This is a genomic window from Trinickia sp. (genome assembly GCF_051961175.1).
Taxonomy (GTDB): domain Bacteria; phylum Pseudomonadota; class Gammaproteobacteria; order Burkholderiales; family Burkholderiaceae; genus Trinickia.
On sequence record NZ_JBQCDN010000444.1, the window covers coordinates 14,792 to 32,780 of the forward strand.

12 protein-coding genes, 1 pseudogene and 1 riboswitch are annotated in these 17,989 nt (G+C 63.8%); of the genes and pseudogenes, 7 read left to right on the top strand and 6 right to left on the bottom strand.

Going from position 1 to position 17,989, the window contains the following annotated elements:
- Positions 1 to 150 precede the first annotated feature (150 nt).
- Positions 151 to 1,626: a cobyric acid synthase gene (locus ACTHL0_RS25225; RefSeq protein ID WP_440569798.1), complete on the top strand. Its 1,476-nt coding sequence runs from the start codon at positions 151 to 153 to the stop codon at positions 1,624 to 1,626.
- Between the two features lie 133 nt (positions 1,627 to 1,759).
- Positions 1,760 to 1,957, top strand: a riboswitch (cobalamin riboswitch).
- 88 nt (positions 1,958 to 2,045) lie between these two features.
- Positions 2,046 to 3,107 carry a HoxN/HupN/NixA family nickel/cobalt transporter gene (locus tag ACTHL0_RS25230; protein WP_440569799.1) on the top strand — a complete coding sequence of 354 codons (1,062 nt, stop codon included), beginning with the start codon at positions 2,046 to 2,048 and terminating at the stop codon, positions 3,105 to 3,107.
- 45 nt (positions 3,108 to 3,152) lie between these two features.
- Here the strand turns inward: ACTHL0_RS25230 and ACTHL0_RS25235 are convergent.
- From ACTHL0_RS25235 to ACTHL0_RS25260, 6 genes and pseudogenes are all read right to left on the bottom strand, one after another.
- Positions 3,153 to 4,406 (bottom strand): annotated as a pseudogene (locus tag ACTHL0_RS25235) (MFS transporter); the annotation flags it as partial.
- Between the two features lie 110 nt (positions 4,407 to 4,516).
- Positions 4,517 to 5,086, bottom strand: coding sequence for a hypothetical protein (locus ACTHL0_RS25240; protein WP_440569800.1), 570 nt, complete (start codon positions 5,084 to 5,086; stop codon positions 4,517 to 4,519).
- A gap of 149 nt (positions 5,087 to 5,235) precedes the next feature.
- Positions 5,236 to 6,609 (bottom strand): sigma-54-dependent transcriptional regulator, encoded by a 1,374-nt coding sequence (locus tag ACTHL0_RS25245; protein WP_440569801.1) that lies wholly within the window; start codon positions 6,607 to 6,609, stop codon positions 5,236 to 5,238.
- Entirely contained in the window at positions 6,591 to 8,117 is a 1,527-nt protein-coding gene (locus ACTHL0_RS25250) for a sensor histidine kinase (RefSeq protein ID WP_440569802.1), read from the bottom strand. The genes ACTHL0_RS25245 and ACTHL0_RS25250 overlap by 19 nt, the downstream gene beginning before the upstream one ends.
- Positions 8,118 to 8,405: 288 nt before the next feature.
- Positions 8,406 to 10,514, bottom strand: coding sequence for a glycoside hydrolase family 32 protein (locus ACTHL0_RS25255; protein WP_440569803.1), 2,109 nt, complete (start codon positions 10,512 to 10,514; stop codon positions 8,406 to 8,408).
- Positions 10,515 to 10,705: 191 nt separating this feature from the next.
- A complete protein-coding gene (locus ACTHL0_RS25260) occupies positions 10,706 to 11,695 on the bottom strand; it encodes a LacI family DNA-binding transcriptional regulator (protein WP_440569809.1) in 990 nt (329 codons plus the stop codon).
- A gap of 263 nt (positions 11,696 to 11,958) precedes the next feature.
- Here ACTHL0_RS25260 and ACTHL0_RS25265 point away from each other — a divergent pair, with 263 nt between their 5' ends.
- The 5 genes from ACTHL0_RS25265 to pgi all read left to right on the top strand — a co-directional run.
- Positions 11,959 to 13,209: an ROK family transcriptional regulator gene (locus ACTHL0_RS25265; RefSeq protein WP_440569804.1), complete on the top strand. Its 1,251-nt coding sequence runs from the start codon at positions 11,959 to 11,961 to the stop codon at positions 13,207 to 13,209.
- Positions 13,196 to 14,749: a sugar ABC transporter ATP-binding protein gene (locus ACTHL0_RS25270; protein WP_440569805.1), complete on the top strand. Its 1,554-nt coding sequence runs from the start codon at positions 13,196 to 13,198 to the stop codon at positions 14,747 to 14,749. Before ACTHL0_RS25265 ends, ACTHL0_RS25270 begins: the two co-directional genes overlap by 14 nt.
- A 61-nt stretch (positions 14,750 to 14,810) precedes the next feature.
- Entirely contained in the window at positions 14,811 to 15,848 is a 1,038-nt protein-coding gene (locus ACTHL0_RS25275; protein ID WP_440569810.1) for an ABC transporter permease subunit, read from the top strand.
- 168 nt (positions 15,849 to 16,016) lie between these two features.
- A complete protein-coding gene (locus tag ACTHL0_RS25280) occupies positions 16,017 to 16,961 on the top strand; it encodes an ABC transporter substrate-binding protein (RefSeq protein ID WP_440569806.1) in 945 nt (314 codons plus the stop codon).
- A gap of 41 nt (positions 16,962 to 17,002) precedes the next feature.
- A partial coding sequence (gene pgi, locus ACTHL0_RS25285) for a glucose-6-phosphate isomerase (protein WP_440569811.1) occupies positions 17,003 to 17,989 on the top strand: 987 nt, incomplete at its 3' end.

Below are 17,989 nucleotides of genomic sequence, written 5' to 3' on the forward strand. Positions count from 1 at the left end.
GCGTAGCCGGGTGGCGTGCTCTGCAAGCGTTCAATTACACTCCTCCCTTTGAATTTAGCGTCAGGCGTCGATCGGCGGGTGGACATCATACGTCCCTGTCGCCCATAGCGCCATGCGTTCCCCCTTCCTTTGCCGTTCAGGACGAGTGACATGGCTGGCATGTTGATGATTCAGGGCACGAGCTCCGACTCGGGCAAAAGTACCCTCGTCGGCGCGCTGTGCCGGATCGCCGCGCGCAGCGGCCTGCGCGTGGCGCCCTTCAAGCCGCAAAACATGTCGCTCAACAGCGCCGTCACCGTCGACGGCGGAGAAATCGGCCGCGCGCAAGCGTGGCAAGCGCTGGCGGCCGGCATCGCCGCCGAAGTCGATATGAATCCGGTGCTGCTCAAGCCCAACAGCGAGATCGGCGCTCAGGTGATCGTGCATGGCCGATCGACGGGCAACCTCGATGCGCGCGCCTACCATCGCTATAAACCCATTGCACGGCAAGCCGTGCTCGAATCGTTCGCGCGGCTGCAAGCCAAGACGGATCTGGTTCTGATCGAAGGCGCGGGCAGCCCGGCCGAAATCAATCTGCGCGAAGGCGATATCGCGAACATGGGATTTGCAACGGCGGTCGATTGTCCGGTGGTGCTCGTCGCGGACATCGATCGCGGTGGCGTATTCGCCCAAATCCTCGGCACGCTGGCGTGTCTCGCGGAAGATGAACGCGCGCTCGTGAAAGGCGTCATCATCAATAAGTTTCGCGGCGACGTATCGCTGCTTCAACCCGGAATCGATTGGATCGAGGCGCAAACGGGCAAGCCGGTATTGGGCGTCGTGCCGTTCATTCAGGGCCTCTGGCTCGATGCCGAGGACGCCTTGCCCAAGCATCAAGGCGCTCGGGCGGCCGCTGACGCCGATCCCGCACTGCGCGTCGTCGTACCGGCATTGCCGCGCATCAGCAATCACACCGATTTCGATCCGTTGCGGGCGCATCCGCAAGTCGATTTCCGTTTCGTGCGGATGGGCGATGCCATTCCCGCTGCCGATCTCGTCATCTTGCCCGGGAGCAAGAGCGTGCAGCGCGATCTGGACGCGCTGCGCCAACACGGCTGGGAGCCGTATCTTCGCCGGCATCTGCGTTACGGCGGCAAATTGATCGGCATTTGCGGCGGTTTGCAAATGCTGGGGCGTGAGCTGCGCGATCCGCTCGCGATCGAGAGCGATGTCGCCAGTACGCCGGGCTTGGGATTGCTCGACTTCGTCACCACGCTCGAGCCGCATAAGCAACTCGTCAATACGTCGGGGACGCTTTTGCTGGGCGGCGGCGTACCGGCGAGAGGCTACGAAATCCATATGGGCGCGAGCGAAGGCCCGGCGTTTTCACGGCCGGCGCTTCGTCTCGGAGGCGGCACAGACGAGCGAGCCGACGGCGCGATCTCCGAAGACGGGCAGATTTTGGTGACCTACCTGCATGGGTTGTTCGACTCGCCCGATGCATGCGAAGCCCTGCTGCGGTGGGCGGGCGTCGACGATGCGCAACATGTCGATCACGACGCGCGCAGGCTTGCCTCAATAGACAAGTTGGCGGATGTCGTGGCCGAGCATGTGCGTCTCGATGCGCTCTGGGAAGGCGTCGCTTAAGGCTGGACCGGGTTGTCCAGCGCAACGACTGACGGTCCTGCCATAGGTCTGAATGCGGGATCCAACCTCTCGGAAGCCGTTCCGGCTGTTGCCTGGCGTTTTTGCCCGGCTTGACAGTCGCGGACATTACTCCGTACCCTCTGACACCGATGGTTCCCCGCACGGGGATCAAAAGGGAACGCAGTAGAGGCGGTTCGCGCTTCGAGTCTGCGGCTGCCCCCGCAACTGTAAGCGGCGAGTCCATGCCAATAGCGACCACTGGAATTCCGGGAAGGTCGGCACCGGACAGCGACCCGCGAGCCAGGAGACCTGCCATCGCTCGAGGTCCAAGCAGCCGCATGGGGCGGGGTGTCCCGATGCGCAAGCGCCACTTTCGGTGGTCGCCCGTTGCACGGACAGCCCGACCTCAGGATCCCTACATGTCAATTGCTTCGCAAACGGCCGCCGTTCAAGGCGCGCTACGCCACCGCGTGATTGCCATCTACGGCGTACTCGCCGTATTCAACATCGGCGCTTGGATGTGGGCGTATATCGCCTTTCACGCGCATCCGCTCTTACTCTCCACGGGCCTGCTCGCCTACGGCTTCGGCCTGCGGCACGCGGTCGACGCAGATCACATCGCCGCGATCGACAACGTCACGCGCAAGTTGATGCAAGATGGACAGCGCCCGGTGTCCGTCGGCTTCTTCTTCGCCCTGGGGCATTCCGCGGTCGTGCTGATCGTTGCCGCGGGCATCGCCGCCACGGCCGCCGCGCTGGAACATCGCGTCGAGGGGTGGAAGGAAATCGGCGGGGTCGTTTCCACCAGCATCTCTGCGCTGTTCTTATTTCTTATCGCCGCGATGAATATCATGATCTTGCGCGGCGTGTGGAACGCATTCAACCGCGTGCGCCGCGGCCAGCCCTATGCGGATGATGACCTCGATCTCTTGCTGAATAATCGCGGGCTGCTGGCGCGGTTGTTCCGCCCCATGTTCCGCCTCGTGTCGAAACCAATCTGGATGTTCCCGCTCGGCTTTCTGTTCGGGCTGGGGTTCGATACCGCCACCGAAGTCAGTTTGCTCGGGCTTTCGGCCAGTCAGGCATCACAGGGGGTGTCGATCGGCACCGTGCTCGTCTTTCCGATTCTGTTCGCGGCCGGAATGTCGCTCGTCGATACGACCGACGGCGTGTTGATGCTGGGCGCCTACGACTGGGCATTCGTCCGGCCGATCCGCAAGCTCTACTACAACCTTACGATTACGCTCGTGTCCGTTGTCGTAGCCGTGCTGATCGGCGGCATTGAAACGTTGGGTCTGCTCTCGAATCGATTCAAGCCGCAAGGCCGATTCTGGGATGTCATTGGGCTGCTGAACGATAACTTCTACAACCTCGGTTTCGTCATCATCAGCGTGTTCCTCTTTGCCTGGGTGGCCTCGTTCGTCGTCTATCGCGTCAAGGGCTACGACAGGCTTTCCGTGTACGGCGGCACGGGCCCCTGATTGCCGTCCAGCGCGGGGGAGCCGCACCCTTGACATCGCGGCCGTCTCCTCCGGTCGGCCAGTCTCCGGCATGAAAAGCGCGAAGACGATCAATGCCACCGCGGCGATCGCCGACAGTGCGAGAAAGCCCGCCGCAAAGCCGAACTGGTCCACGACAAAGCCACTGGTCAGATTGCTCAATCCGGCACCAAGGCCGACCGCAAGCGCCATCGCGCCCTGCGCGAGATTGAAGCGTCCGGTGCCGCGCATGAGATCCGATGCGATGACGGTGCCGATCACGCCAAAGATCCCGGCCGAGATGCCGTCCAGCAATTGGATGGCGACGACTGCGTAGGGGTTATCCGTGACGGCGAAGAGTAAGCCACGCACAGGCAGCACAAGAAGCGCCACCAGGAAAATCTTTTTGCGGCCCACGCCTGCGCGGACGGCGCGCCCCACTGCGGCCGCCACCGCGATCATGACAAGTTGCGCCGCAATCACGCACGCTCCGAGCGCGGCGACATCGCTGCCAGGTGCCGCCTTCGCGATCATCTGTCCCGCGAGCGGGAGCATGGCAGCGTTGCCGAAATGAAAGAGCACGACGGTGGCCAGGAACATCATGAGGTCCCGCCGCCGGACAAGCGTCTTCAGCGGAACGGGGCGGCCTTTGCCTTCAGCCGTGCGCAACGCTTCACCGCCCCGCGCCAACTCGTGGTTGATGTCGGACGGCCGCACCAGCAGAACCGTGAGCGAGCTCGCTGCGGCGAACGCGCACACGAGATAAAAGAGCCATGCCGTGCCGGCATACTGGCCTAGCGTGCCGGCCAGCAACGCGGCGGTCACGTTGCCGGCATGGTTGAAGCCTTCGTTGCGGCTCACGCGTGCCGCCAGCATCGAGTGCCCCACCACACCGAGGCTCAAGGCTGCAAGGCTCGGTCCGATGACGGCCGAGACGAGCGCCAGCGCAGTCTGCGTCACCAGGATGATAGGGAGCGTTGGACAACGCGCAATGAGCAAACAGCCCACCGCAACCATACCGGCGGATACCGCAATGACGGCGCGTTTTGCGCGCGTGGCGTCCACCAGCATCCCGGCCGGAATCTGGCTCAGCGCGGCGGCCAGGCCGCTCGCGCCCATCACCAGGCCGATATCCCCCGACGACCAATGCTGGGTCCCTTTCAAGAAAACGGCGAGAAACGGACCGATACCATCGCGCACATCGGCCATCAGGAAGCTCAGTCCATCGAGCCCCCGCAGGCTTCTCGCTGAAGGCGTGCGAACGGTCTTGGCAGGCGTCGCATCGTGAGCCCCGGCGTTCATCGTGACCTCCCTCGCGGTTGGGCCCAAGCTGCGTGCCCGACAGGTGCGGGGGCGCGGCAAATGCGCTCCCGCTTCGAACCACTCATGCCGTTTTGCTTGGAACGGCCCGATTACACGTGCGGTGTGCGCTCCGTTTCCGACTCGACGCAGTGACCGATCTCGTCGACTTCGACGGTGCTGCCATGCGCGTTCGTCACCCCGTGCCCCCAGGCACGCACCGAGGCACCGGGTGTCAGATACTCCGAGAGCTCAGCCCCCGCATGCGGCGGGACGCGAAGCGATGTCCCGTCTTCGAGCAGCGCACCGCGCAATTCACCCTTGGGACCGTGCAGCGACATCACCACCGTCCCGCTGACGTCCATGGCGGTGCGTTCGATCTGCGCCTTCTCGTGTCGCTGCTTGGCCTCGTGGTCCGGTCCTTCGTCGACGATGGGTTCGCCGTCCCCCACGCCAATCGACACGGCCGCGATCATATCGGCAGCGCGTGGCACGACGCCTCGCACGGTGACGACGTCACCAGGCACCACGCGTTCTATCACCTGTGTCCCAAGGTGAGGTGGGAAATGAACCTGCCGCTGACCATCGAGAATGAGGCCGTCGGGCTCGCCGTGCGGGTTGAGCAGGAACTGCGTGACCGTGCCCTTTGTCTCGGGCAGGCATGCCGGGTCGATCCAGTGCATCGTGTTTCTCCTTCGGTTGGAAAGGTGCCCGCCGTGCACCGCAAACGCTATGCCATGCGCAAAGCGACGCCAGTGGAAGGAGATACGGGAGGCACCGAAGCTAAAGGCGTCCGATTGCTGGACACCCGGTGTCGTGTTGATGGACAGGCTTAGGCCAGGCCGAGACTGGCCATCTTCGTGTAGAGCGACTGCCGGCTGATGGCGAGCCGACGTGCGGCTTCGGCTCGATTGCCGTTTGCGAGCGCAAGTGCGCGGACAATCATCGCGCGTTCGACACGCTCGACGGCTTCCGCGAGCGACAGGTCGGCGAAGTCGGCGGGCAACGCCGGTTCCGCGGCCGTCGGCCGCCCGCCGAGAAACGCGAGGTCATCCCCGGTGATCGTCGGGCCGGGCGCCAGCGACGAGACGCGCTCGATGGCGTTCTTGAGTTCCCGCACGTTGCCCGGCCAAGTATGGCCGACGAGGCGCCGTTGCGCTGCAACGGAGAGATGCATCGCGCGGCGTGCCGATTTCGTCGCTGCAGCAAGGAAGTGTTCGGCCAGCGGCAGGATGTCGGCGATACGCTCCCGCAGCGGGGGCAGGTGCAATGGAATGACGTTCAAGCGATAAAGCAAGTCCTGGCGAAACCCGCCCGCGTCGACCATCGCCTCCAAATCGCGATGCGTCGCGGCCACCACGCGGACATCGATCGGCACGGTCCGGCTCGTTCCGAGCGGCGTGACGCACTTCTCTTGCAACACGCGCAACAGCTTGGCTTGCATGGCGGGCGGCATATCGCCGATTTCGTCGAGGAACAGCGTGCCGCGATTCGCCTCGACGATCCTGCCGGCGCGCTCCGTAACAGCCCCCGTGAAGGCGCCTTTGCCGTGGCCGAACAGTTCGCTTTCCAGTAGCTCATGAGGAATCGCCGCGCAATTCACGGCGACAAACGGGCCCTCTCGATAGCTCGATGCCTCGTGCAGGACCCTTGCGGCGACCTCCTTGCCGGTTCCGGTCTCTCCCGTGATCAGGACCGTGGCGTCGGTCGTGGCGGCGCGGCCCAGTTGCTTTTGGACCGTGCGCATCGCTTCGCTCACGCCGAGCAGCAACGGCCCATCAGAGAGGGGTTCTTCGGCGAATGGCGCGTCGTCGGCGCTCGTCGCGGCCGGCAAGCGGCTCGCCGAAAAGATTCGTTCGAGCAGCGCGGCAATGTCGCTGCGCCCGACGGGCTTCGTTAGATGATCGAACGCACCCAGCCGCATGGCACCGATTGTGTTGTCGCTGGTGGCATGTGCCGTCAGCATGACGACAGGCACGGCCGTCAACGCAGCGTCGCCGCGCAATCGCTCCAGTACGCCGAGACCATCGAGCCCCGGGAGGCGAAAATCGAGAAAGACGCAGTCCACCGCGTGCCCGCCATGCAGGCGTTCAAGGGCCGCCTCTCCCGACGCGGCTTGCACGACACGATGTCCAAGGTCGGATAACGTTTCCGCCAGCCCCTCACGGAATGCGTCATCGTCATCGACTACGAGGATGGTTGCCATGGAATCTCGATCACGAAACATGCGCCGGGAGGCTGGCCGTCAAGATAGACATTGCCGCCGTGCGCGGCCGCCACTTCTCGGACCACGGCAAGGCCCAGGCCCGATCCGTCGGGGTGGCCCGTCACGAATGGTTCGAAAATGCGATCGCGCGCGTCTGCGGGTACGCCCGGCCCATTGTCGGACACGGCGATGACCAGATACGGGCGCCCGTCCGGCCGTTCGCATCGGGCGGTCACCCTGACAATGCCACCTTCGCCGGCATGACGCAGCGCATTCAATAGCAGGTTGTCGAGTGCGCGCAGAAGCTCGTCTGCGTCGAATGCCGGCTGATGTGGCGGCGCAGCGGCCAGGTCATCGAGCTTCGACTCGAGCGTCAACCGAATACGGCGCTGGTGCGCCAGGTCACGGTGCGACTCGACGGCTTGCGCCAGCCACTGCCCGACATTCACCGCTTGCGGCCTGATGGCGACGGGCTTTGTCAGGGCAAGAAGACTGGCGACCTGCGTCTCGATCCGTCCAATTTGCTCGAGCACAAAGCGAAGCGCGCCCTGCTGCCGTTCGCTGTCGCCCGCCAGTGCATTCTCGGCCTTTAGCCGCATCGCGCCTGCCGGATTGCGTATTTCGTGCGCGATTTGAGCCGCCATCTTGCCCAGCACGCTGAACCGCTCGGCGCGGGCCAGCTTGTCACTGAGATCGGTGGCCTGTTGCTGGAGCCGATCGGCGCGCACGACGTATCGATTCACTGCGTCGACAAGCCGGTCAAGCTCCGGCTCGCCGAGCCAAGGCAGACGCGTGTGGCGTCCGGCGCCATCATCGGACGACAGCGCGAACTCGAGACGGACAAGGTTGCGCCGCCAGCGACGCAGCGCCAGAGCAAGGAGGACGGCGACCACGAGAATGACGGCCAGCACGGCGGCCAACCCCATGACAAGCCGTTCGCCATGCGAGCCCAGAGGCGGACGGGCGCGGGTCAGCATCCATGCGAACAACGTGGGCTCGATTTTCACCGGGCAGGCGGCGACGACGACCGCATCCGCTCCGTTGCGGAAGACATCGGCCGCGGTGGCATGCGTGGCCGCAGCCGTTCCCAGAATACGCAGAATCAGCGGCGTTTCGGCTTGCGGAATATCGCGCTTGATGCCGCTGCCCTCGTAGGTCGGAAAGGCGTAAGCCAGAAAAACGTTCATCGGGGTGCTGCCTGGCACCACGGCCTGGTGGGCGGCCGAAGTCCAAAACCCGCCCTCGACGCCCGGCGCCTGCGCAAGAACCGTGTTGATCACGACGCGCATGAGATCCGTGCTTCCTTCGGCAGTCGAGAGGGGACGCGAAAGGTCGTAGCGAGCGGCCACCGCTTCGCAAGCGGTCCTTGCCTGCTGCCTCGCGCCTGCGATCTGCTGGCTCTCGGCCGAGGCGGCCATGAACCATACGATGGCGACGAGCATGGCGCATAGCGCTGCTACCAATGCCCACAGGATGACGAGCTGTGTGGAGAACGAGGGTCGCTTCATCGGGACCAGGACCGAAGGAACAGCGAAAGCATACTTCAAAGCTAACGCGCAGCGGCGCCCCGCAACCCGAGCCACACCGACGCCATCATCGCCGACACGGCGCGCGAGCAGCGGCATACGCGATCGATGCTCGCCAGCAGCCCACCGATCATCGGGCCCGCCAGCGCTTCCCGATAGGATCGGGAAGCGCTGGCAATCTAATCGGCGGCCGTCGCACACACATGACGAATGCTCCGGCATGTCAGCCGCCGGGCGAGCACCCGCATAGACGGTAGAACGCGGTCACCCTCACTTGGCCCACGCTGACTTGACCGGATGGATCGTGATCGAGTCGAGCGTCGCGCTCCCATCCTTGGCAAAGAGCGCCACCCCGTCGCTCGTCGCTGCAGGGAAAATCTGCGCCGTCAGGACGGCCTCGCCTTCGCCAGCGAAAACCTCCACGGACGACCAATCCACTACCACGCGCAACTTGATTCGACCGTCGGCGTCCGGCGTGAGTGGTGCCGTGTAGCGGCCAGCGAACATCGGGTCGAAGCTCGTCAGCCCGGATCTGAATCGATCGACGAACACCTGCCGGCTCCGCGTATCGTAACCAATCAGCGTTTCGTCGCCGTTCGCACCTGTGCGAACCTTGAGGCCGAACGCTGACGCAGTGCCTGGCGAGAACACGGCTGAAATATCCAACGTCTTGCCTGAGGCTCCGCCCGGAAGCGGCGTTTCTCCCTTTGCGATCTCGACATGACCGAAAGGGACGGGCAAGGCCGGCTGCCATAGCGACTTCAACGTAGGCGCCGGCCGCTGTACAAGACGAGCCTGGCCGTCGATCGTGCGCAAGGCGTACTGGCGCGGCACGCTCATCGCACTGCGCCAAGGGCTCGTTGGAATGTTTCCGCCATAGGACCAATTGTTCATCCAGCCGATGCCGAATCGGTCGTTCTGATCCAAACCGTTCCAAGAGGCAGCCGCGTAGTAGTCAGGCCCGTAATCGAGCCAGTGTGCTTCGTTCTGCGGCACATCGGAAAACACGAAATCGTCGACCATGATATGCCCCCAGCCGTTCTGAGCGCCGGTGTTGTGATCGACCACTTGGATGCTCGCGGTCCTCCCGCGATAACCGCGGACGTCCCAATTGCGCCAGCCGAGATGTCCCGAGTTCGTGCCGGTCGTGCTCATGACAACCTTGCCGTCGATCAGGAGGTTGACGGCCGTTTCGGTATCGGCCGATGTTCCATAGGTACTTGGATCGTAAGGGTGATAGCCGCCCGCGATCAGGAAATCGATGTAGGACTTCGTGATCTTGAACGGGGGAGATGTCAGCGTTCCCGTCGCGGAATCGCTGCCTGCGAACGTATCCAACAGTTGGTTGCCCTGGGCGCCTTCATTCGGCTGCGCCGTCGCGGGAGCAAGCCCGCGCAATGCACCGGCCGCCGTCCAACCCATCGCGGCGAAACTCGGCGCCTCGAAGTTCTGAAAGACGGTGCTGCCGGGCGGCGGCAACGTATCGATGATGTCGTCGGCGGTAAAGCGTGTGCCGTCGAAATCCCCAACGAAGTATTGCGTTCCCGAGCCTGCCTGCAACGCGCCTGGATTGATGCCAACCATCAACACCCACTTGACATGGTGCGGATTACCGTCGACGGGCAAGGGAAAGAGGTCGGGGCATTCCCATACACCACCGATCGCGTTCGCCGGCCCAAACTCGCTCATGAACGCCCAGTGCTTGAGATCCGCCGACGAGAAGAGCGCGATCTTGTGTAGCGCCGCAAGCGACACAACCATGACCCATTTCTTGCCAGGTGCATACCAAAACACCTTTGGGTCACGGAAGTTCTGATATTCGCTCTGGTAAGGGGCCGGCGGCAACGCGATCACCGGATTGCCCGCGTATTGAGCCCATGTCTTTCCCTCATCCAGGCTATAGGCAATGGATTGGGCCTGCTGCCCGGCCTGAATGGCGGTTCCGTTCGCCAGCGTCTGCGCGATCGGATAGTAGCTCGCATAGATCGCGACGAGCGGTGGGTGGCCGGCCGTGCCGAAGCCGCTGGTATTGGCCACATCCGCCACTGCACTGCCCGAGAAAAACATTTGGCTGGTTTGGCCGTTGGCATTCACCGTGTAGTCGAGCGCATCGGGCAGTTGCGACCAATGGAACAAGTCGGGACTGGTCGCATGACCCCACGACATGTCGCCCCAGGTGATGCCATTCGGATTGTATTGGAAGAATAGATTGAACTTACCGTTGTAGAACAGCAGCCCATTCGGATCGTTCATCCAATTTCGAGCCGGTGAGAAATGAAACTGTGGGCGAAATGGTTCGTTATAGGTTTGCGCTGACGCAGCAGCGGACGCCACAGAGAATAGGGTTGCAAGCAGGACTTCCGTCGTTCTTCGTTTCATGGCTTTCCTCTTGGATGGAGTCAACGCCTGCTCTTCAAGCGGCGAAGAGCACGGCGGATGCGGTCTCAGACGCTATCCCCGTGTTTATTTAGTAGTCCTTATTTTCTGATCGACAGCCTCTTCTGCACGATATGGCCTTCACCGTACCGCTCGCTCTTCGGACGATGAAAATTCCGGTTACTTAGTTCAGATCAGCTGCAGCCGCAAGAATTTCGGATTCGAAAAATGGGAGGCAATTGCATGGCTTGAGGCGCCCTGTCCGGCTCTGCAATCCGCTTCATCAGCAGTTCCACGGCGCGGGCGCCAAGACGCTCCAAGGGTTGTTCCATCACGGTAAGGCGCGGTTGAAAGTAGTCGGCCCAGTCGAAATCGTCGAACCCAACCAGCGCCATGTCGCGGGGCACGTCGATACGGGCATCGCGCAATGCTTGCATGGTGCCGATCGTCATCAGATTGTTCGCAGTAACGATTGCGGTCGGCGGGCGATCCGTTTTGAGCAGGCGCGAGGTCGCGACCCGTGCCGATTCGATCGTCGAGTTGCCGCACCAGACGAGCGCTGGATCGAACGTTAAACCCGCGTGCGTCAGCGCTTCGCGATAACCCTCTATCCGCTCGTCCGTCGTCGATAGTCCGTCCGCTCCGGAGATGAGCCCTACGCGGCTATGGCCGTGGGCGATCAAATGCAAAGTCAACTCGCGCAGCGACTGGCGATTTTCCACGCCGACATAGTCGAGATCGCCGGGCAACGATCGATCCATCAGCACGCACGGGATCTGGTTCTGCTGGAGATACGCCACTACGCGTTGCTGGGGATCGCGCGAAGGGACAAGCAGGATGCCATCGACGCGACGCTGATGAAGGGCCTGTACCGCGCTGAGCGCCTGATCGGCGTCGTCGTGGGTATCGGAGATCAGCGCCAGCAAACCGTGCGCTTTGCAGGCGGCTTCGATTGCACGGATCGTCTCACCGAAGTAGTGATTTGTCGACGCGGAGAGTGCAACACCGATCGTGTTCGATACCGCACCCGCCAATGCGCGCGCAATCGAATTGGGAACGTAACCGCTGGCCTTCACCGCCTCGTGAACTGCACGTGCCGTCTCTGCGTTGACCTTGCGCGTGCCGTTCAAGACATGAGAAACGGTGGCCACCGACACATTCGCGGCCCGGGCCACATCCTCCATGGTTGTCACTTAGGTGTCTCCTTGTTATTCGGCGCGCAACCGCATCAAGGCAGGGTTCTGGGCGACCCGTGACCCAATCCTAGGAAAGCGAAGCTGTTTGCGCAAGCGCTTACGTCTAGGGATTTCCCGGGGGGACTTCGAACGTCCACCGGGCAATCGTAAGTACAAACCCTCATTCCATCTCCGGCGCGTTAGCGATTAAATAAATCCACTTGATTTAATTAATGGCGACGAAGGCTCGTTCGTCGCCCCGGAGGAGACAGGTGAGGCATCCCCACGTGGGCCGTGGCAGCAATTCGGCCAACCTGCGCCGCTACAACGAGCGCCTGCTGTTACAGGCGCTACGGCGCACGCAGCCGGCATCGAAGGCGGACCTCGCGCGCTCGGCGAATCTGACGAGCACGTCGGTCGGCAGCATCATCGCCTCGCTCGAACAGGCCGGTCTGATCGAATCGACGGGACGCCGTGTCCAGGGGTTGCGCGGGCAGCCCGCCTCCTTGCTGCAGCTCGCTCCGCAAGGTGCGTTCGGGATCGGCGTGCGCCTCGATCGCGGCGGGATCGAAACCGTTCTCGTCAATTTCGCGGGAGAAGTGCTGGCGCGCCGCAGCCATGACATCGCGCTGCCTGCGCCCACGAAAGTCCTCTCACTCGTCGATGCCGACATCCGCGCCCTGCTTGCGCGTCTTTCGCCCGCCGAGCGCGAGCGACTGACCGGTATCGGCGTCGCTCAGCCGTTCAATCTCGGCAGTTGGCTGCGCGAGCTCGGGCTTTCTCCGAACGCGTTCGATGCCTGGCGTGATATCGACTTCGCCAGCGAACTTGCTTCGATCGTGCCGCTGCCCGTCTTCAGCGAAAACGACGGCAACGCCGCGGCGATCGCCGAGCTTTTCTACGGCTGCGGCCGGCAGGCGAGCGATTTCATCTATCTCTTTCTCGGGCCGGCGATCGGCGGCGGCATCGCGATCGACGGCGATTGCCTGCGCGGCGCCAACAGCAACGCCGGTGACATCGGCGTGATGCCGGTGCCGCCGAGCCGTCTGCCCTCCGCCCCTCAGCCGTCGGGCGCCTGGGACATCCTGCTGGCGCGTGCCTCGCTCAATGCGCTCGCCCGCCATCTGCGCTATTGCGGCGAGACGGTCGATACGCGTGCGGAACTGGAAGCCTGCGTCGAGCGAGGCATTCCCGCCGTCGATGCCTGGATTGACGATTGCATCGACGCGCTCGCCCCCACCGTTCGCGCCATGCTATGCGTCACCGACGCGCCCGTCGTCGTCATCGACGCCGATATCGACGCTGGACTCATCGATACCGTCATGAAGCGCCTGCGCGCCGCGCTCGCACTCGGGGCGCCCGAAGCACGCGGCACCCCCGAACTGATGCGCGGTTCGTTCGGCCCCGACGCCGGCGCGATCGGCGCCGCGTCGCTCCCGATGTTCTTCAATTTTTCGCCGCGCGCCGGAATTCTGAAAGGCGCCGATGGCCAAGCCCAGGAGGTCAATCATGTCCCACACTGAGGTGAGCCGCCCGTTGCTCGAAATGCGCGACATCAGCAAGACGTTCCCCGGCGTGCGCGCGCTCGACAAGGTCCGTCTCGAAGTCCGTGCCGGTGAGATCCACTCGCTGATGGGCGAAAACGGCGCGGGCAAGTCCACGCTGATGAAGATTCTTTCGGGCGCCTATCAAGCCGATCCGGGTGGCGAAATCATCGTCGACGGCAAGGCGGTCACGATCGACGGCCCGCTGGCTGCGAAGGCACTCGGCATCGCCGTCATCTATCAGGAACTGAGCCTTGCGCCAAACCTGAGCGTCGCCGAGAACATCCACGCTGGCCGCGAACTGCGGCGTGGCGGCAAGCGCTTCGGTCTCGTCGATCGCGCCGGCATGGCGCGCGACTCGGAAGAGGTGCTCAAGCGCCTCGGCGCGAGCTTCGGTCCCGAAACGATCGTCGGCACGCTGTCGATCGCCGAGCAACAGCTTGTCGAAATCGCACGCGCCGTTCATACGCGGGCCCGCATTCTTGTGATGGACGAACCGACCACGCCGCTCTCCTCGCGCGAAACGGACCGGCTCTTTCAGCTGATCCGTCAACTGCGCGCGGAAGGTCTCGCGATCATTTATATCAGCCATCGGATGGCCGAGATCTACGAGTTGTCCGATCGCGTGTCGGTGCTGCGCGACGGCGCCTATGCCGGCACGCTCGCGCGCGACGCACTGTCCGCCGATTCCCTCGTGAAGATGATGGTCGGGCGCGATCTGTCGGGTTTCTATAAAAAGGAGCACGCGCCCTATGACCCCGGCAACGTCGTGCTGAGCGTGCGCGACGTGGCCGATGCCGGCCGCGTGCTCGGCTGCAGCTTCGATCTGCACGCGGGCGAGGTGCTCGGCATCGCCGGGCTCGTGGGCGCGGGCCGCACCGAACTTGCCCGCCTCATCTTTGGTGCCGAGCCGCGCACACGCGGGGAGATCCGAATCGATGGGCGTGTGCTGCCGCTGCGCTCGCCTGGCGAAGCGATCGACGCCGGCCTCGTCTATCTGACCGAAGACCGCAAGCGTCAAGGGCTCTTTCTCGACATGAGCGTGCGCGACAACATCAACGTGTCGGTCTGCCATCGCGATGCGCGCGCCGGCATCCTCGATCTCGTGCGTGGCGCGAACCGCGCGCGCGACGCGATCCGCTCGCTGTCGATCCGCGTGCCCCACGCAAACGTGAATGTCGGCGCGCTCTCGGGCGGCAATCAGCAGAAGGTTCTGCTTTCTCGACTGCTCGAAACCGAGCCGCGCGTGCTGATCCTCGACGAGCCGACGCGCGGTGTCGATATCGGCGCGAAATCCGAGATCTATCGAATCATCAACGACCTCGCGAAATCCGGCGTCGGCGTGATCGTCATCTCGAGCGAACTGCCCGAGATCATCGGTGTGGCGGATCGCGTGCTTGTCATGCGCGAGGGCGAGATTGCCGGAGAGCTGGGTGGCCACTCCGGCAAGGCGATCAGTCAGGAAGCCATCATCGAATTGGCCACGGGCTCGCAGCCAGCGCTCGACGCCGCCGCCTAACGCGCGCATCCGCGCCCCCAAACGTCAAGGCCAGATCATGGCGAACATTGAGGAGAACGACATGTCGAACCCGACACGACAACAAGGCGCCAGCGCCGTCACGGGCGAGCCCGCCGCGACGAAGCGGGAAGCCCACGCCGCAGCCGATCATCGCCAGCGCCTACACACGCTGTTGCGCACGGCGGGCATGCTGCCCGTACTCATCCTGCTGTGCATCGGCTTCGGCCTGATGACCGATTCGTTCTTCAGTTTGCAGAACCTGTCGATCGTCACGCAGCAGGCGTCCATCAATATCGTGCTTGCAGCAGGCATGACCTTCGTCATCCTGACGGGCGGGATCGACCTTTCGGTCGGCTCGGTGCTGGCGGCCGCTGCCGTCGCCGCGATGCTCGCCTCGAACATTTCCCACTGGGGCTGGCTCGGCGTACCCGCCGCGCTCGCCGTCGGCCTCGCTTTCGGCGCATTGAACGGTGGGCTCATCGCCCTGCTGCGCCTGCCGCCGTTCATTGTCACGCTCGGCGCGTTGACGGCCGTGCGCGGTGTCGCGCGCTTGCTCGGCAACGATACGACCGTCTTCAATCCGCAACTGCCGTTTGCCTTCATCGGCAACGGCTCGATCTTCGGCATTCCCTGGCTCGTGATCATCGCGCTGGCCGTCGTGGCCTGCTCATGGTTCGTCTTGCGGCGCACGGTGCTGGGCCTGCGCATCTATTCCGTCGGCGGCAACCGCGAAGCCGCGCGCCTCGCCGGCATCAAGGTCTGGGCAATCGAACTGTTCGTCTACGCCGTTTCGGGCCTGCTCGCCGGCCTCGGCGCGGTCATGTCCGCCGCACGCCTTTACGCGGCGAACGGCCTGCAAATGGGCCAGTCGTACGAACTCGATGCCATCGCCGCAGTGATTCTCGGCGGCACCAGCTTCGTCGGCGGCGTCGGCTCGATCGTCGGGACGCTGATCGGCGCACTGATCATCGCAGTCCTCACGAACGGCCTCGTGCTGCTCGGCGTGTCGGACATCTGGCAATACATCATCAAGGGCCTCGTCATCATTGGCGCCGTCGCGCTCGACCGCTATCGTCAACGCGGCTCGGCACGGACCTGAACTTCGCAGCGAGCGATTCGCCGGGCGTTTCGCTCGCTTGACGCGCTCGCCCGGCTGCATTCGCTTCAACCCCGATTCGCTTAACCCGATTCGCTTCGACGCCATACCGCCGCGGGCCGGTCCGCCCGCCGTCGATTCGACAACATGGACCATCACGGAGACATCGATATGTTCAAGTCCAAGACCGCACTGACCGCCCTCGCCCTCGCCATGGGCATCGCTTCGTCCGCGGCACACGCGGCCGATAAGCCGCTCAAGTCGATTGGCATCACCGTCGGCTCGCTCGGCAACCCCTACTTCGTCACGATCGTAAAAGGCGCCGAAGCGAAGGCGAAGCAGATCAACCCGAACGCGAAGGTCACGTCGGTTTCGGCCGACTACGACTTGAACAAGCAGTTCACGCAAATCGACAACTTCATTTCGGCGCACGTCGACATGATCCTGATCAACGCGGCTGATCCGAAGGCGATCGAACCTGCCGTGAAGAAGGCGCAGGCCGCCGGTATCGCTGTCGTGGCCGTGGACGTGGCTGCTGCCGGCGCCAATGCAACGGTGCAGACCAACAACGTGCAGGCCGGCGAAATCTCCTGCCAGTATCTGGTGGACCAGCTGAAAGGCAAGGGCAACGTGATCATCGAAAACGGCCCGCAAGTGTCGGCCGTGATCGATCGCGTGAACGGCTGTAAATCGGTACTCGCCAAGGCGCCTGGCATCAAGCTGCTGTCGTTCGATCAGGATGGCAAAGGCTCGCGCGAAGGCGGCATGAACACGATGCAGGGCTATCTGACACGCTTCCCGACGGTCAACGGCGTCTTCGCGATCAACGACCCCCAAGCCATCGGCAGCGATCTCGCGGCCAAGCAGCTCAAGCGCAGCGGCATCGTCATCACGTCCGTCGACGGCGCGCCCGATATCGAGACCGCGCTGAAGACCGATACGCTCGTTCAGGCGTCGGCCAGCCAGGACCCGTGGGCGATGGCGCAAAAGGCCGTCGAAGTGGGCTACGGGATCATGAACGGCCACGCGCCCGCGACCGCCACGACGCTGCTGCCTTCCACGCTCGTCACGCGCCAGAACGTCGGCAGCTATAAGGGCTGGTCGTCGCCGCGCTAATCGCTCCTCCTTTCGTTCATCCACTCGCCCAAGGGATCATGATGTCGAAGCTCACGCAGTCTCCCGCCTGGCAGGCGCTCGCGCACCATCGCGACGCGCTTTCGGACACGTCGATCCGCGCGCTGTTCGCCGCGGATGCGACGCGCGCCGATCGGTTTTCGCTCGAAGCGGCCGGCGTGTTTGCCGATTTCTCGAAGAACCTGCTGACCGACGAGACGATCGCGCTGTTGACGGCACTCGCGCGCGAGGCAGGCGTCGAGGCACGGCGCGACGCGATGTTCAAGGGCGAGCGGATCAACACGACCGAAGCGCGGCCGGTACTGCACGTGGCGCTGCGGGCACCGGCCGGCACGTCGATTTTTGTGGATGGAGAGGACGTCGTGCCGCACGTGCATGCGGTCCTCGCCCGCATGCGCCGCTTCAGCGACGCGGTGCGCGACGGTGGCTGGCGCGGCTATACGGGGCGCGCCATCACGGACATCGTCAACATCGGGATCGGGGGCTCGGATCTGGGCCCGCGTATGGTCTGCGAAGCGTTGCGGCCGTACGGCCACGAGCGCTTGGGGATGCATTTCGTCTCGAACGTCGACGGCGCCGACATCGACGAAGTGCTGCGCGCCGTCGATCCTACGACAACGCTGTTCATCGTGGCGTCGAAGACGTTCACGACGCGCGAAACGCTGCAGAATGCGCACACCGCACGCACTTGGCTGCTCGCGAGCGGTGCGCCCGAATCCGCCGTCGCCCGCCACTTCGCCGCTGTCTCGACGAATGCGGACGCGGTCGCTGCGTTCGGCATCGATACGGACAATATGTTCGGGTTCTGGGATTGGGTGGGTGGCCGCTATTCGTTGTGGTCCGCTATCGGTTTGCCGATCGCGCTGTATATCGGCGCCGACGCATTTGCGTCGCTGCTTTCCGGTGCCCACGCGATGGACCAGCATTTCGCCTCGGCCCCGCTCGAACGCAACCTGCCCGCGCTGCTCGCATTGATCGGCGTGTGGTACACGAACTTCTTCGGTGCGGCG

What these genes read in the sequence shown, in the direction of transcription:
- ACTHL0_RS25245 (WP_440569801.1), bottom strand. Translation starts at nt 6,609, where the DNA reads ATGGCAACCATCCTCGTAGTCGATGACGATGACGCATTCCGTGAGGGG.
- ACTHL0_RS25255 (WP_440569803.1), bottom strand. Translation starts at nt 10,514, where the DNA reads ATGAAACGAAGAACGACGGAAGTCCTGCTTGCAACCCTATTCTCTGTG.
- ACTHL0_RS25270 (WP_440569805.1), top strand. Translation starts at nt 13,196, where the DNA reads ATGTCCCACACTGAGGTGAGCCGCCCGTTGCTCGAAATGCGCGACATC.
- ACTHL0_RS25225 (WP_440569798.1), top strand. Translation starts at nt 151, where the DNA reads ATGGCTGGCATGTTGATGATTCAGGGCACGAGCTCCGACTCGGGCAAA.
- ACTHL0_RS25250 (WP_440569802.1), bottom strand. Translation starts at nt 8,117, where the DNA reads ATGAAGCGACCCTCGTTCTCCACACAGCTCGTCATCCTGTGGGCATTG.
- ACTHL0_RS25230 (WP_440569799.1), top strand. Translation starts at nt 2,046, where the DNA reads ATGTCAATTGCTTCGCAAACGGCCGCCGTTCAAGGCGCGCTACGCCAC.
- ACTHL0_RS25275 (WP_440569810.1), top strand. Translation starts at nt 14,811, where the DNA reads ATGTCGAACCCGACACGACAACAAGGCGCCAGCGCCGTCACGGGCGAG.
- ACTHL0_RS25240 (WP_440569800.1), bottom strand. Translation starts at nt 5,086, where the DNA reads ATGCACTGGATCGACCCGGCATGCCTGCCCGAGACAAAGGGCACGGTC.
- ACTHL0_RS25260 (WP_440569809.1), bottom strand. Translation starts at nt 11,695, where the DNA reads ATGGAGGATGTGGCCCGGGCCGCGAATGTGTCGGTGGCCACCGTTTCT.
- ACTHL0_RS25280 (WP_440569806.1), top strand. Translation starts at nt 16,017, where the DNA reads ATGTTCAAGTCCAAGACCGCACTGACCGCCCTCGCCCTCGCCATGGGC.